At 70.3% G+C, this 15344-nt stretch carries 12 protein-coding genes; all 12 read right to left on the bottom strand.

Annotated features, from left to right (window positions below):
- Positions 1-432: 432 nt before the first annotated feature.
- On the bottom strand, positions 433-2250 hold the full coding sequence (glmS, locus tag ACZ5TL_RS09460) for a glutamine--fructose-6-phosphate transaminase (isomerizing) (RefSeq protein WP_468588797.1): 1818 nt from the start codon (positions 2248-2250) through the stop codon (positions 433-435).
- Positions 2251-2262: 12 nt separating this feature from the next.
- Positions 2263-2520 (bottom strand): hypothetical protein, encoded by a 258-nt coding sequence (locus ACZ5TL_RS09455; protein WP_468588796.1) that lies wholly within the window; start codon positions 2518-2520, stop codon positions 2263-2265.
- Between the two features lie 204 nt (positions 2521-2724).
- Positions 2725-3606 carry a DUF4429 domain-containing protein gene (locus ACZ5TL_RS09450; RefSeq protein WP_468588795.1) on the bottom strand — a complete coding sequence of 294 codons (882 nt, stop codon included), beginning with the start codon at positions 3604-3606 and terminating at the stop codon, positions 2725-2727.
- Between the two features lie 130 nt (positions 3607-3736).
- Positions 3737-5509, bottom strand: coding sequence for an IucA/IucC family protein (locus ACZ5TL_RS09445; protein WP_468588794.1), 1773 nt, complete (start codon positions 5507-5509; stop codon positions 3737-3739).
- Positions 5506-6045 carry a GNAT family N-acetyltransferase gene (locus ACZ5TL_RS09440; RefSeq protein WP_468588793.1) on the bottom strand — a complete coding sequence of 180 codons (540 nt, stop codon included), beginning with the start codon at positions 6043-6045 and terminating at the stop codon, positions 5506-5508. Before ACZ5TL_RS09440 ends, ACZ5TL_RS09445 begins: the two co-directional genes overlap by 4 nt.
- Positions 6042-7319 (bottom strand): lysine N(6)-hydroxylase/L-ornithine N(5)-oxygenase family protein, encoded by a 1278-nt coding sequence (locus tag ACZ5TL_RS09435; protein WP_468588792.1) that lies wholly within the window; start codon positions 7317-7319, stop codon positions 6042-6044. The genes ACZ5TL_RS09440 and ACZ5TL_RS09435 overlap by 4 nt, the downstream gene beginning before the upstream one ends.
- Positions 7303-8745, bottom strand: coding sequence for a lysine decarboxylase DesA (gene desA / locus ACZ5TL_RS09430; protein ID WP_468588791.1), 1443 nt, complete (start codon positions 8743-8745; stop codon positions 7303-7305). The genes ACZ5TL_RS09435 and desA overlap by 17 nt, the downstream gene beginning before the upstream one ends.
- A gap of 142 nt (positions 8746-8887) precedes the next feature.
- Positions 8888-9745, bottom strand: coding sequence for a siderophore-interacting protein (locus ACZ5TL_RS09425; RefSeq protein ID WP_468588790.1), 858 nt, complete (start codon positions 9743-9745; stop codon positions 8888-8890).
- Positions 9746-9917: 172 nt separating this feature from the next.
- The gene (locus ACZ5TL_RS09420) at positions 9918-10961 is read right to left on the bottom strand and encodes an ABC transporter substrate-binding protein (RefSeq protein WP_468588789.1); all 1044 of its coding nucleotides are present in this window, start codon (positions 10959-10961) and stop codon (positions 9918-9920) included.
- A 351-nt stretch (positions 10962-11312) separates the two neighbouring features.
- Positions 11313-12473, bottom strand: a complete 1161-nt coding sequence (locus ACZ5TL_RS09415) for an acyl-CoA dehydrogenase family protein (RefSeq protein ID WP_468588788.1) — start codon at positions 12471-12473, stop codon at positions 11313-11315.
- 5 nt (positions 12474-12478) lie between these two features.
- The gene (locus ACZ5TL_RS09410) at positions 12479-13429 is read right to left on the bottom strand and encodes a hydroxymethylglutaryl-CoA lyase (RefSeq protein ID WP_468588787.1); all 951 of its coding nucleotides are present in this window, start codon (positions 13427-13429) and stop codon (positions 12479-12481) included.
- Positions 13426-15342 (bottom strand): acetyl/propionyl/methylcrotonyl-CoA carboxylase subunit alpha, encoded by a 1917-nt coding sequence (locus tag ACZ5TL_RS09405; protein WP_468588786.1) that lies wholly within the window; start codon positions 15340-15342, stop codon positions 13426-13428. The genes ACZ5TL_RS09410 and ACZ5TL_RS09405 overlap by 4 nt, the downstream gene beginning before the upstream one ends.
- Between the last annotated feature and the right edge of the window lie 2 nt (positions 15343-15344).

Genomic DNA, 15344 nt, shown 5'->3' with positions numbered 1-15344 from the left:
CGCGGCCGGTCGACTCGCCCTGGGAATCGCCCTGTTGGCCTTCGGGTTGGGGTACCCCACTGCGATCGGCGGCGCATCGACCGCTGACGCCGTGTCAATGGTCCAGTACCGGCTGTTCTCCGTGGCGCTGGTGCTGCTCGTGCTGGCCGTGATCGCCGTGCTCGCCGGGAACGACGGGCCGGCGAAGGCCGGTGGGTGGGTCACCGTGGCCGCGGGTGCGGTGGCCTGGGGCGCGGTCACCCCGGCGCTCGCACACCGGCCCACGGCACGTCCGCTACGCGCTGCCGGCCGGGGAGTTGGGCGGCTTCCCGGCGATGAAAACGGGCCCCCGTGCCGGTCGTGGCGGCACGGGGGGGCCGTCCTCTTTCGTCAGCCTGTGCGGGTGCGTCGTGGCTGTTCGCGCCGTTCCCCGCGCCCCTGAAGGAAGGTCAGTTACTCGACCGTCACCGACTTGGCCAGGTTGCGGGGCTTGTCGATGTCGCGGCCGAGCGCCAATGCCGTGTGGTACGCCAGGAGTTGGAGCGGGATGCCCATCAGGATCGGGTCGAGTTCGTCCTCGTTCTTCGGGACGACGATGGTCTCGTCGGCCTTCTCCTGGTGCTGGTGGGCCACCGCGAGGATCTTGCCGCTGCGGGCCTTGATCTCCTCCATGGCGGCGCGGTTCTTCTCCAGGAGGTCGTCGTCGGGGACGATCGCGACCGTCGGGAGGGCGGGCTCGATGAGGGCCAGGGGGCCGTGCTTGAGCTCGGAGGCGGGATAGGCCTCGGCGTGGATGTAGGAGACCTCCTTGAGCTTCAGGGAGGCCTCACGGGCCACCGGGTAGCCCCGGACGCGGCCGATGAAGAGCATCGAGCGGGCCTCGGCGAACTGCAGGGCCAGCTTCTTGACCTCCTCCTCCTGCTCCATGATCTCGGCGATCTGGGCGGGCAGCTTGCGCAGGCCCTCGATGATCCGCTTGCCGTTGCGGACCGACAGGTCGCGGGTGCGGCCCAGGTGGAGGGCGAGGAGGGCGAAGGCGACCGTGGTGTTGGTGAAACACTTGGTCGAGACCACGCAGACCTCCGGGCCTGCGTGCACGTAGATGCCGCCGTCCGCCTCGCGGGCGATCGCCGAGCCGACCACGTTCACCACGCCCAGGACCCGAGCGCCCTTGCGCTTCAGCTCCTGCACGGCGGCCAGCACGTCGTAGGTCTCGCCGGACTGGGAGACCGCGACGTAGAGGGTGTCGGGGTCGACGACCGCGTTGCGGTAGCGGAACTCGGAGGCCGGCTCGGCGTCGGCGGGGATGCGGGCCAGTTCCTCGATCATCTGGGCGCCGATCAGGCCCGCGTGGTACGAGGTGCCGCAGCCGAGGATCTTCACGCGGCGGATGCGCCGGGCCTCGCGGGCGTCCAGGTTCAGGCCGCCCAGGTGCACGGTGGAGAAGCGGTCGTCGATGCGGCCGCGCAGCACGCGGTCCACGGCGTCGGCCTGCTCGTGGATCTCCTTGTGCATGTAGGTGTCGTGGCCGCCCATGTCGTAGGAGGCGGCCTCCCACTCGACGGTGGTGGGCTCGGCGGTGGTGCGGGTGCCCTCGGTGGTGTACGTGCGGAAGTCGTCGGCCTTGAGGGTGGCCATCTCGCCGTCGTCCAGCGTGACTATCTGCCGCGTGTGGGCGACCAGCGCGGCGATGTCCGAGGCGACGAACATCTCCTTCTCGCCGATGCCGAGGACGACCGGGGAGCCGTTGCGGGCGACGACGATGCGGTCGGGGAAGTCGGCGTGCATCACGGCGATGCCGTACGTGCCCTCGATCAGCCGGAGGGTCTCGCGGACCTTGTCCTCCAGTTTGGGGGCCTGCGAGCGGGCGATGAGGTGGACGAGGACCTCGGTGTCGGTCTCCGAGAGGAACTCGACGCCGTCCGCCTCCAGCTTGCGGCGCAGGTCGGAGGCGTTGTCGATGATGCCGTTGTGGACGACGGCGACCTTGCCCTCGGCGTCCAGGTGCGGGTGCGCGTTCACGTCGGAGGGGGCGCCGTGGGTCGCCCAGCGGGTGTGGGCGATGCCGGTCGTGCCCTTGAAGCGGGCCGGGACCTTGGCCTCCAGGTCACGGACCCGGCCCTTGGCCTTGACCATCTTCAGGCCGGACGTCTTCGGGGACGTGACGACGATGCCCGCGGAGTCGTAGCCGCGGTACTCCAGGCGCTGGAGGCCCTCCAGGAGCAGGGGCGCCACGTCACGCTTCCCGATGTAACCGACAATTCCGCACATGTATACGTATTCCTAGCCGTAGACGATGCGCCGCAGCTGCCGGAGCGAGAGCTCCGGCGGGGCCACCGCGCGGTACTTGAGGTCCGCCTCGATCCGCTCGAAGATCTCCGCGTTGACCAGGCCCTGGGCCTGGAGCTCGCGGTGGCGGCGACGGACGTACTCCTCGGTCGACTCGTCGAAGTAGGCGAGCACGTCCTGGATCACACGCAGCGCCTCGCCCCGGCTGAGGGGGGTGGAGCGCGTCAGATGATCAACGAGTTCGTCGTGCACTCGCTAGATCCTGGGGTACCGGCGGCACTTTCGCAAGAAATCTGCCCGCTTTCGGGCAGCTCGCTGTGGGGATCCTTGGGGGACCGGCAGAAATGGGTGCCGCTGTTCGAGAAGTGCACCGTGGACCTGGTCATCAACGGCCACAACCACCAGGACGAGCGCACCGACATGATCAAGAAGTAGCGCCCCCGATACCCCCGGGTGCTACATCCGCTTGAGGATCGCCTGCTTGGCCAGCGCGAACTCGTCGTCCGTGAGTACGCCCGCGCGGTGCAGCTCACCGAGTTCACGCAGGCGGCGCAGCAGGGCGTCCTGGTCGTCCTCGGCGGCGACCGGAGGAGAAGGCAGCTCCGGTCGCGCGGCCCCCGCCTCGGTGGCGGCGGCCCGGGCCGGGTGCGCGAGCCTGGCCTGGACCGCAGCCGCGACCAGTGCCATCAGCGGATCCTTCTTGAAGCCCCACAGCTCCACGGCGTTGGGGTCGTACTTGGGCGGGGCCTTGGTGGGCGCGTTCCGCACGGTGAAGCGCAGGTGGCCGTTCTCCAGGCCGGCCGCCGGCTGCCACTCCACGCCGGTGACGTCGGTGAGCGCGAGGGTGCGGGCGCCGGCGGCGGCCTTGGCGTCCTCCGTCTTCCAGTTCCACTCCAGCCGTATGCGCTCGCCGTCGAAGCTCGCGGTGCCGTCCCCGGCGGAGACCGAGAGCGGGACGGACGGCCCCGGCAGCAGGTACTCCGTCACCGGGTCCGTCGGCACCTGGTCCAGAAGCAGCGCGCTCCGGACCTCGTCCGTGAGGTACTCGGCGACCCCGTAGCGGTCGGACTCGACGATCAGCTGGTACGGGTCGTGCGGCTCGGTGAGCCTTCCGCCGGTCGCGTGCAGCAGCGGATCGGCGCCGTCCCGCAGGCGCAGCCGGAGCCGGCCGCTCCTCTTGCCCTGCTCGAACGAGAGGCCCGCCAACGCCCGGAGCGGGACGACCAGTTCACCCAGTTCCCGGCGCAGGACACTGACGTTCTTGTCCCGTCCGGGAGTCAGCCGCAGGGCGTCGCCGTCGAAGATCCACGAGCCGTCCTTCTGGATGATTTCCGCCATGGGGCGGATTGTTCCATCAGTGTCCCGGGATGGCGGTCCAGACCTCTCGTAGGGGCCCCTACGAGGACGGGCTCCTACGAGGACGGGCACCCCGGAGGACCGTACTCCGGGGTGCCCGTCTGCCGGGGGATCAGAAGCCCGCGATGGGGTTCTTCAGGGTGCCGGCCAGCTGGAGGGCGCCGGACGGGTCCGAAAGGTCGACCATCTGCTCGTTGTCGCGCAGTTGGAGGCGGTTGAGGCAGGACAGCGCGAACTCGGGGGCGAACATGTCGTACTGCCGGAATTTGTCGGCGAGTTCGGGCATCGAGTCCTGGTAGGCGCGGGTGACCTCCGCGACCGTGCGCCAGAAGTCGTCCTCCTCCAGGACCCCCTCGGTGGCGAGGTTCGCCGCGAGGAAGCGGAAGAAGCAGTCGAAGACGTCCGTGAAGACCGACAGGAGTTTCTTGTCCTCCGGGACCTCCACGCGCAGCCGCTCGACCGCCGGCGGCAGCACCGCCTCCGGGTCCATGACCGCGATCTCCTCGGCGATGTCCTTGTAGACCGCGCGCTGCACCACGCCGTCCTTCAGCACGAGGATGACGTTCTCGCCGTGCGGCATGAAGACCAGGTCGTAGGCGTAGAAGCTGTGCAGGAGGGGAGTGAGGTACGCCTGGAGGTAGCGGCGCAGCCACTCCTTCGGGGCGAGGCCCGACTGCTCGATCAGCGCGCCCGCGACGGACGCCCCCTGGTCGTCGACATGGACCAGGGACGCCATGGTGGCCAGGGACTCGCCGTCCTTCAGGGACGGCACCGGGCTCTCCCGCCACAGTGCGGCGAGCATCTTGCGGTACGGCGAGTAGCGGTCGGTCGCCTGCTCGTACTCCAGGTGCCGGTAGCCGACGGCCGCCCGTTCGCGGATGATCGACAGGCCTGTGGACCTCAGCACCGGGTCGCCCTCGATGAGCTGGGCCAGCCAGTCGTTGATCGCCGGGGTGGCCTCCATGTAGGCCGCCGACAGACCGCGCATGAAGCCCATGTTGATGACCGACAGGGCCGTTTTGACGTAGTGCTTCTCCGGGCTGGTCCTGTTGAAGAAGGTCCGGATGGACTGCTGGGCCAGGTACTCGTCGTCGCCCTCGCCCAGACACACCAGGTGCTTCCTGGCGACCTCGGCCGCGAAGGTGACCGTGAGCTTGTTCCACCACTGCCAGGGGTGGACCGGGATGAGCAGGTAGTCGGCGGGGTCGAGATCCTGGTCGCGCAGGACGCCGTGGAAGCGCTCGACGGTCTCGTCGCCCAGTTCCTCGCGCAGGAACGACTCGTACTCGATGCCGACACCGGCCGTGAACGCCGCCCGCGACCGGTGCGCGGCCAGCCACACCAGACGGACCGGGCTCGCCGTCTCCGGCGCGTACGACAGGTACTCGTGGATGCCGAAGCCGAGCCGGCCGTTGTTGGCCACGAAGCAGGGGTGGCCCTCGGTCATGCCGGACTCGATGGCCTGGAAGTCGCCGCGCGCCAGCTCGGCCGCCGTGGTCCTCGGCTTGGTGAGCTTGTAGCAGGTGCCGGAGAGGGTGGAGGAGATCTCCTCCAGGTAGACCGGCAGGATGTCGTCGCTCAGGCCCAGGGACTTCTGCAGCTCGATGAAGAAGTCCAGCGCGGCGAGGGGGAGTTCGGCGCCGTCCCGGTGGCGGGTGATCGACTCGGCGTCGACCTGCCAGTGGTCGAGGGCGCGGATAGTCGCCGTGAAGGTGTACCTGGTCAGGCCGTCGTCGCTGCGGACGACGTACGTGCCGTCACCGGCGGCCTCCGGCGCGATGAGGCGCTCGTGCGCGAACTCGGCGAGGGCTTTGCGGATCAGGAGGCGGTTGGCCCGCGCCCAGCGGTGGGGGGACAGATGCGCCACGGCGTCGGACAGGGTCATACGGCTACTCCTCGGGCGGCCAGGAACTGTTGGCGCGTGCAGAAGCTCAGCAGCGCGCGCTTCTCCGGCTTGTCGATCTCGCGCTCGGGCACAAAGCCGACGGCCTCGTTCAGCGCGTGGACTGCCTTGTTGCTCACGTCGGGCTCCACCACGACCCGCCGGGTGCGCGGGTCGGCGAACAGCTCGTCCATCACGGCCGTGATGACGGCCCGGGTGAAGCCGTGGATCGGCCGGTCGGTCGGCGCGACCAGGAAGTGCATGCCGACGTCGCCGGGCTCCGGGTCGTACAGCCCGGTCAGCTCGACGTACCGGGGGTCGTACTTCTCCATCAGGAACGCCGGCCGGCCCTCGTGCAGACCGAGGTGGGCGTGGTGGTGCTCGTGGGCGGCGATGCGCATGTACTCGCGCTCGACATCCTGGAGTCTCGCGTCCTGCATCATCCAGTAGGCCGCCTTGGGGTGGGTGACCCAGGAGTGCAGCAGCGCGGCGTCCTTCAGGGGGTCGAGCGGCCGGACGGTGAGAGTGCCGATGCTCATACGGAGAACTCCTGGAACGCGATCGTCTTCTCCACCGGGTAGTACTCGGAGCCGAGCAGCTCGCGGATGATGTACGCGTTCCGGTACGGGCCCATGCCCAGGTCGGGGCTGGTGATGCTGTGGGTGTGGACGCCGGCGTTCTGCAGGAAGACGCCCCGGCCGGTGACGTCGACGGTGTAGTTGCGGGCGACGTCGAAGTTGCCCCGGGAGTCGTAGACCAGGCGGTCCTTGACCGGCGCCAGGAACTCCGGCTCGGTGTACTTGTAGCCCGTGGCCAGGACCAGGCCCTCGGAGGTCAGCTCGAAGTCCTTGCCCTGCTCCTCCTGGCGGAAGCCGAGCGTGTACGTGCCGTTCTCGTACCGCGCGCTGTCCAGCGAGGAGTTGGTGAGCAGCCGGGTGGGGACGGGGCCGCTGAGGTTTTTCTGGTAGAGCAGGTCGAAGATCTCGTTGATGAGGTCGCCGTCGATGCCCTTGAACAGGCCCTTCTGCTCGGCCGTGAGGCGGTAACGGGTCGCCTCCGGCAGCTCGCGGAAGTAGTCGACGTACTCCGGGGACGTCATCTCCAGCGTCAGCTTGGTGTACTCCAGCGGGAAGAAGCGCGGGGAGCGGGTGACCCAGTTCAGCCGGTAGCCGTGGACGTCGATCTCGCTGAGCAGGTCGTAGTAGATCTCGGCGGCCGACTGGCCCGAGCCGACCAGCGTGATCGAGTCCTTCTTCTGCAGCTCCGCCTTGTGGCTCAGGTAGCGGGAGTTGTGGACGAAGTCGCCGCCCAGCCCCTGGCACGCCTCGGGTATGTGGGGCGGGGTGCCGGTGCCGAGGACGAGGTGACGGGCCCGGTAGGTGTCACCGGCGGTGGTCCTCACGACGTAGAGGTCGTCCTCGTACGTCACCTCGGTCACCGTCGTGCCGAAGCGGATGCTGCTCAGTTTGCCCGCGGCCCAGCGGCAGTAGTCGTCGTACTCGACCCGCAGCGGGTAGAAGTTCTCGCGGATGTAGAACGCGTACAGCCGGCCCTTCTCCTTCAGGTAGTTCAGGAAGGAGTACGGGGACGTCGGGTCGGCGAGGGTGACCAGGTCCGACATGAACGGGGTCTGGAGGTGGGCGCCGTCGAGGAACATCCCCGCGTGCCACTCGAAGTCGGGCTTCGACTCCAGGAAGACGCCGTCGAGTGCGTCGATGGGCTCGGTGAGGCAGGCCAGGCCGAGGTTGAAGGGGCCGAGCCCGATGCCCACGAAGTCATGGGTACGGGGCGGGTTGTCAGGACGCGCGGTCAAGGGAGTCTCCCAGGTACTGCTCGGCGTGGCCGGCGATCAGGTCGAGGACGGCGGCGATGTCGGACGCCTTCGTCTCGGGGTTGAGCAGAGTGAACTTCAGGTAGTGACGGCCGCCGACCTTGGTGCCCGCGACGATGGCGTCACCGGAGGCGAACAGGGCCTTGCGGGCGTAGAGGTTGGCGCGGTCGATCTCGGCGGGGTCGGTGGCGGACGCCGGGATGTAGCGGAAGACGAGGGTGGACAGGCTCGGCCGGACGACCACGTCGAAGCGCGGGTCGGCGGCGATCAGCCGCCAGCCCTCCTGGGCCAGGTCGCACACCTCGTCGAAGAGCTGCCCGATGCCGTCGGCGCCCATGGTCCGCAGGGTCATCCACAGCTTGAGGGCGTCGAAGCGCCGGGTGGTCTGCAGGGACTTGTCCACCTGGTTGGGGATGCGCTCCTCCACCATGCGGCGCGGGTTCAGGTACTCGGCGTGGTACGTGGCGTGCCGGAGCGTGGCGGCGTCCCGCACCAGCACGGCCGAGGAACTCACCGGCTGGAAGAAGGACTTGTGGTAGTCGACGGTGACGGAGTCGGCGTGCTCGATGCCCCTGATGCGGTTCCGGTGCTTCTGGGAGGCGAGCAGCCCGCAGCCGTAGGCGGCGTCGACGTGCATCCAGGTGCCGAACTGCTCGCACAGCTCCGCGATCTCGGGAAGCGGGTCGATGGAGCCGAAGTCGGTGGTGCCCGCGGTGGCGACGACGGCCATGGGGACCAGGCCGTCCTGCTTGCAGCGCTCCAGCTCCCGGGCGAGGGCGACGGTCTGCATGCGCTTGTCGTGGTCGACGGGTATGGAGACCACGGCGTCCTGGCCGAGCCCGAGGAGCTTCGCGGACTTCTTCACGCTGAAGTGGCTGACCTCGGAGGCGAAGACGCGGAGTTCGGCCAGGGAGTCCGTCTTGGCCTCCTCGCGGGCGAGCAGCAGCGCCTGGAGGTTGGACTGGGTGCCGCCGGAGGTGAACACGCCGTCGGCGGCGGGGCCGAGACCGATGCGCTCGGCCGTCCAGTCGATCAGCTTCCGCTCGATGAGCGTCCCGCCGGCCGACTGGTCCCAGGTGTCGAGGGAGGAGTTCACAGCGGACAGCACGGCCTCGCCGAGCACCGCCGGGATGACGACCGGGCAGTTGAGGTGGGCCAGGTAACGGGGGTGGTGGAAGTAGACCGCGTCCCGGAGGTAGACCTCCTCCAGTTCGTCGAGCACCGCGGTGGTGTCGTGCAGCGGCTGGTCGAGGTCGATCCCGTCGATGCGGGGCGCGAGGGCGTCGACGGAGACGCCACTGAACGGCCGGTCGGTGGCGGCGAGTTTGGCGGCCACCCGCTCGACTCCGTCGGTCACGGAGCGGCGGTACTGCTCCGCGGTGGTGTCGTTGAGCAGGTGCGAGCGCATGTGCGGGTCCTCCGGTGGGAACAGTCCGGTGCGGGACGGGGACGGGCTGAACCGCGGGTTCAACTTAGGTAAGCCTAACCTAAATTATTCAGCTGATGGGCAGCCCCTGCCGTGACTGTGATCACTGGGGTCGCAACAGGCCCTACCCCTCCGCGCGCAGCTGCTCCTCGCTCACCCCGCGGCGCCAGTAGCCGACGAACGTGATCCGGCGGCGGTCGATCCCGCGCTCGCGCACGAAGTGCCGGCGCAGCTCCTTCACGCACCCGGACTCACCGGCGATCCAGACGTACGGCCTTTCAGAGGGCGGGAGTTGGGCGCCGCGGAGGAGATCGAGGGCCATCGGGGAGCCCTCGACGCACGGCTCCTTCTCCCGGACCAGCCAGGTGATCTCGGCGTCCGCCTCGGTCACCAGGTCCTGGATGTCCCCGGTGTGGGGCACTTCCAGCCAGACCTGGGCGCGGGTACCGGCGGGCAGCGACTCGACGATGGCGGAGGCGGCCGGTACGGCGGTCTCGTCGCCCCAGACGACCACGAGGTCGGTGCCCCCGGGCGGCCGGAACCGGATGGCCCGGTTGTCGGCGACGGCCGGGCCCAGCAGCAGCACCCGGTCCCCGGCGGCGGCCCGGGCGGCCCATCGGGAGGCGGGGCCGGCCTGGACGCGGGCGCCCGGCTCGACGCCGTGCAGGGCGAAGTCGATGTCGACCTCGTCCGGGTCCCGGCGCAGGGCGCGCAGGGTGTACGACCGCATCACGGCCCGTACCTCGTCAGGCAGTTCACGCCAGCCCTGCCACCAGCCGTCCCCGAGCTCGAGCGGTACGACGGGCTCGGGCTGTCCGGGGTGGGGCAGGAACAGGGACAGCGACTGGTCGCGCCCGTCGGAGTGGAAGGTGTGCAGGTCGGGCCCTGTGAAGGTGACCCGGACCAGAGAAGGCCCGAGCCGCCTCGTCCGCGCGACCTGGAGGGAGAAGAAACGGAACGGGGCGGCCACGGCGGTGGTCATGGAAGCTCCTGATGTGGGGTCAGGCGGCGAGTGGAGGTGATCGAGGGGGCGCCGGGCGGTGCCGACGTGCGGCTCCGCCGGGCGGGCCCGGCCGGCCGCGGTGCGGCCGCGCAGCGTGCGCGCGACCGGCGAGACGGCCGCACGCCCGCTCAGGCGCCCCTCGGCGAAGGCGTCAGGAAACCTTCTTCGCGCTCTCGATGGCCTTCGCGAGGTTCTCGACCAGAGGCACGCACTTGTCGTACGACAGAATCGGCTCCGGCGAACGCGAGATGACCTGCCCGGCCTTGACCGCGGGCAGCTTCTTCCAGGTCGCCTCGGTGATGTCGGCCGGCTGAATCGTCGACGCGCGGTCGTCCATCATGATGATGTCCGCCGGGTACTTGTCGACGTTCTCCCAGCTGAGGTTCTCGAACCAGCCGCCGTTGGCCTCCTTGGCCTTCTCCGGGGGCTCGACGAGGTTCACACCGAGCGCCTTGAAGTACTCCAGGTCGATGGAGTAGTTGGACCCGGAGACGTAGAAGATGGCGTCGGACGCCGAGCCGGCCAGCACCTTGATCTCGGGCCGGGACTTCGCCGCCTTGCGCAGCCGCTCCGACGCCGTCTCGAATCGCTTCTTCGCCTCGACGACCTCCGCCGCCTTCATGTCCGCGCCCAGCGACTGGGCGAGTTCGGCCATGCGCTGCAGCGGCTTCGGCAGCTGCCGGTCGAAGACCGAGATGGCGACGCTCGGGGCGAGCTTGGCGATCTTGTCCTTGGAGGTCTCCGGGACGTACCAGAGGCTGCCGGCGGTGTCGAAGGTCGTGGTGATGAGGACGTCGGGCTGGAAGGCCGCGTACTGCTCGACGTTGAACTGGTCGAACCTGTTGCCGAAGACGGTCAGCTTGCTGACGTCCATGTCACCGGCCTGGACGTCGGCCTTGCCGTCCTTCGTCTTGGTGGGGCCGAAGACGCCCTTGACCTCGATGCCGTAGTCGTACAGGGCGGCGGCGACGCCGGTGAACGCGACGATCTTCGTGGGGACCTGGTCCAGGCTCACCGTCTTGCCGCGGTCGTCCTTGAAGGACCACGGGCCGGACTTGGCGGCACCCTTCGAGTCCGAGTCGCCGTCCTTGGAGTCTTCGCTGCCACACGCGGTCACGAGGGCGCCGAGCCCGAGAGCACCACCGGCGGCGAGCAGGCCGCGACGGGAGAAGCGGGCGGTACTGGCGTTCGACATGACTGGGTCTGCTTTCGTACGTACGGAGCCACTGCGGACACGGCTGACAGCCGCTTGGCCGGAATGAGGCTTAGGTTAGCCTAACCTCATGTCGCGTCCAGGGGGGCCCTGGTATCCGTGCCCGGCGGAGGGAGCGGGGATGCCCTCGGGGCCGGTGATCCGGATCACGAGGACCTGGCCCGCCGGGCGGCGTCGACGGACAGGGCATTCGCCCCCAGGAGGGCCGAAATCCCGTCAGAGCAGGTCCGGTTGCCCAGCGGCCCGGTGGTGTGTCCGTTCAGGGGACGTCAGAACCGTCCAGGCGGCGGAGCAACGGCCTGCGCCGGGGCGGCGCAGGCCCGGCCCGGTCGCTCAGCCCACCAGTCCCAACTCCCGCGCGATCAGCATCCGCTGGACCTCGCTCGTGCCCTCGCCGATTTCCAGGATCTTGGAGTCGCGCCACATGCGGGCGACCGGGTACTCGTTCATGAAGCCGTAGCCGCCGTGGATCTGGGTGGCCTCGCGGGCGTTGTCGACCGCCACCGTGGAGGAGTGGAGCTTGGCCAGGGCCGCCTCCTTCTTGAAGGGGTCGCCGGACACCAGGCGGGCCGCCGCGTCGCGCCAGGCGAGGCGGGCCGTGTGGGCCTTCATCTCCATGTCGGCGATCTTGAACTGGATGGCCTGGTTGGCGGCGATCGGCTTGCCGAAGGCGTGGCGTTCCTTGGCGTACTTGACGGACTCGTCCACGCAGCCCTGCGCCAGGCCCGTCGCCAGCGCCGCGATGGCGATCCTGCCCTCGTCGAGGATGCGCAGGAACTGGGCGTAGCCGCGGCCCTCCTCGCCCAGCAGGTTCGCCGCCGGGACCCGGACGTCCGCGAAGGACAACTCGCGGGTGTCCGAGGCGTTCCAGCCGACCTTCGAGTACGGGGCCGCGATCGTGAAGCCGGGTGTACCGGAGGGGACGATGATCGAGGAGATCCGCGGCTTGCCGTCCGGGGTGCGGCCGGTGACCGCCGTGACCGTCACCAAACCCGTGATGTCCGTGCCCGAGTTGGTGATGAAGCACTTCGTGCCGTTGATCACCCACTCGTTCGTCGACGCGTCCAGGCGCGCCGTCGTGCGGGTCGCGCCCGCGTCGCTGCCGCCGTCCGGCTCCGTCAGACCGAACGCGCCGAGGACTTCGCCCGAGCAGAGCCGGGGGAGCCACTCCCGCTTCTGCTCCTCCGTGCCGTAGCGGTAGACCGGCATCGCGCCGAGGGAGACGCCGGCTTCCAGCGTGATGGCGACCGAGGAGTCGACCCGCGCCAGTTCCTCCAGGGCCACGCCCAGCGCGAGGTAGTCGCCGCCCATGCCGCCGTACTCCTCGGGGAACGGCAGGCCGAACAGGCCCATGCGGCCCATCTCCCGGACGATCTCGTACGGGAACTCGTGCCGCTCGTAGAGGTCGCCGATCTTCGGCGCCACCACCTCGTGGGCGAACTCCTCGACCGTGCGGCGGAGTTCCTCCAGTTCGGGGGAGAGACGGTAGTCCATGGTGATCACTGCTCCTCGGTGTCCTCGTGGGACAGAGCTCGGACGGTGCGGGACGGGCTGGGTCGGCCCAAGTGGGCGGCCATCCACGTGCTCGTGGCGACGAGGCGGCCGAGGTCGATTCCGGTGTCGATGCCGAGGCCCCGCAGCATCCACACGAGGTCTTCGGTGGCCAGGTTGCCGGTCGCCGACCTCGCGTACGGGCAGCCGCCCAGGCCGCCGGCGGAGGCGTCGACGGTCGTCACGCCCTGCTGGAGGGCGGCGAGCGTGTTGGCCAGGGCCTGGCCGTAGGTGTCGTGGAAGTGGACACCGAGGGAGGACGGCGGGACGCCCGCCTCGTCCAGGGCGGCGAGGAGCGCGACCACGTGGCCCGGTGTCGCCACGCCGATCGTGTCGCCCAGGCTGAGTTCCTCGCAGCCCATGTCCAGCAGGGCCCGGCACACCCGCACCACCTGGGGGATCGGGACCGCGCCCTCCCACGGGTCGCCGAAGCACATGGAGAGGTAGCCGCGGACGTGCGCCGACTCGGCCCTCGCCCGGCTCACCACCGGCTCGAACATCGCCAGTGCCTCGTCCACCGTGCGGTTGAGGTTGGCCTTGGCGAAGGACTCCGTGGCGCTGGCGAAGACCGCCACCCGCCGGGCGCCCAGCGCCAGGGCGCGGTCCAGGCCGCGTTCGTTCGGGACCAGGACCGGGAGCGCGACGGGGAGATCGCCGACCATCGGGAACAGCTGCTCGGCGTCCGCCAGTTGGGGGACCCACTTGGGGTGGACGAAGCTCGTCGCCTCGATCGTCGTCAGGCCCGCGCCGGCCAGCCGGCGGATGAACTCCGCCTTGATCTCCGTGGGGACCGTCGCCTTCTCGTTCTGCAGGCCGTCGCGTGCTCCCACCTCGTGGATGCGGACCCGGGTGGGCAGGTCCACGGCCGGGACGGTCATCGGGAGCCCTGGGACTGTCATTCCGCCGCCTCCTCGCGGGGTGCGATGACCGCCAGGATCTGGTCCATGGCGACCGTGGTGCCCGGCGCCACGTCCAGTTCGGTGACCTGGCCGGCGTGCGGGGCGGAGATGACGTGCTCCATCTTCATCGCCTCCACCACCAGCAGGCTCTGGCCCGCGCTCACCTCGTCGCCGACGGCGACCTTGACGACCGTCACCGTGCCGGGCATGGGCGCGGTGAGGGAGTCGGCGCCCGCGTGCGCCGCCCGGGTCAGGGACGCGGCCACCGGGTCGTGGTCGCGTACGTGCCAGGCGTCGCCGTCGCGGCCGAGCCAGTCGGCGGCGCGGTGGAAGGTGTGGCGGACGCCGTCCAGCGTGACGGAGACCCGGTCGCCGGTGACCGTGGCGGTGCCGCGCGGCGTGTACTCCACCGGCTCCCGCGCCCTCAGGTGGAAGGCCGGTGGCTTCGGTTCGCGGCCCAGGCGCCAGCCGCTGGGGACCGAGAAGGGGTCCGTCCAGCCGCCCGGCTCGGGCCGCAGGGCCTCCAGGCGTACGGCCGCCGCCGCCTCGTGGACCTCCTCCGGTACGTCCGTGGAGACCAGCCCCCCCACCTCACGCTCGACCAGGCCGGTGTCCATGTCGCCGGAGACCACGGCCGGGTGGGCGAGGAGGCGGCGCAGGAACCCGGCGTTCGTGTGCACGCCCAGCGTGACCGTCTCCGCCAGAGCCGCGCGGAGTTTGCGCAGGGCGGTCGCGCGGTCGGGGCCGTACGCGATGACCTTGGAGAGCATCGGGTCGTAGAGGCTGCCGACCTCCGTGCCCTCGGTGAGGCCCGAGTCGGTGCGGACGCCGTCGCCCTGCGGCTCGCGCAGCCTCAGCACCGTGCCGCCGGAGGGGAGGAAGCCGCGGGCCGGGTCCTCGGCGCAGACACGGGCCTCCACGGCGTGGCCGGTGAGGCGGACGTCCTCCTGCGTGAAACCCAGGGGCTCGCCCGCCGCGACCCGCAGCTGCCACTCGACCAGGTCCAGGCCCGTGATCAGCTCCGTGACCGGGTGCTCCACCTGCAGACGGGTGTTCATCTCCATGAAGGAGTACGCGGACGGGTCGCCGCCGGGGACGATGAACTCCACCGTGCCCGCGCCCCGGTAGCCACAGGAGCGGGCCGCCTGGACCGCCGCCTCGCCCATCGCGGAGCGCGTCGCCTCGTCGAGGAGCACGCTCGGCGCCTCCTCGATGATCTTCTGGTGGCGGCGCTGGAGGGAGCACTCGCGCTCCCCGAGGTGCACGATGTTCCCCCGGCTGTCGGCCAGGACCTGGATCTCGATGTGGCGCGGGCGGTCGATCCAGCGCTCGACCAGGAGCGTGTCGTCGCCGAAGGAGGCGCGGGCCTCGCGGCGGGCCGACGCGATCTCCTCCTCCAGCCGGGTCAGGTCCCGCACCAGGCGCATGCCCTTGCCGCCGCCGCCCGCGCTCGGCTTCAGCAGCACGGGCGCGCCCAGCTCACGGGCCGCCTCGGCGAGATCCGGGTCGCGTCCGCCGGGGACGACCGGTACGCCCGCCTCCCGGACCGTCTCCTTGGCGCGGATCTTGTCGCCCATCAGCGCGATCGCGTCCGCCGGAGGGCCGATGAAGACCAGGCCGGCCTCGGCGCAGGCACGCGCGAAGGCGGCGTTCTCGGCGAGGAAGCCGTAGCCCGGGTGGACGGCCTGCGCGCCGGTGCGCTCCGCCGCCCGCAGCAGGCGCTCCACCGACAGATAGCTCTCGGACGCCGGAGCCGGGCCGATCCGCACCGCTGTGTCCGCCTCGCGGACGTGCCGGGCGTCGGCGTCCGCGTCGGAGAAGACGGCCACCGAGCGCACGCCCATCGACCGCAGCGTACGGATGACCCGTACGGCGATCTCGCCCCGGTTGGCCACCAGCACTGTCTCGAACATCG

This window comes from Streptomyces sp. NPDC033136 (assembly GCF_055578235.1).
Note: the sequence above shows the minus strand (reverse complement) of the source record. Positions and strands in the feature narration are given on the sequence as shown.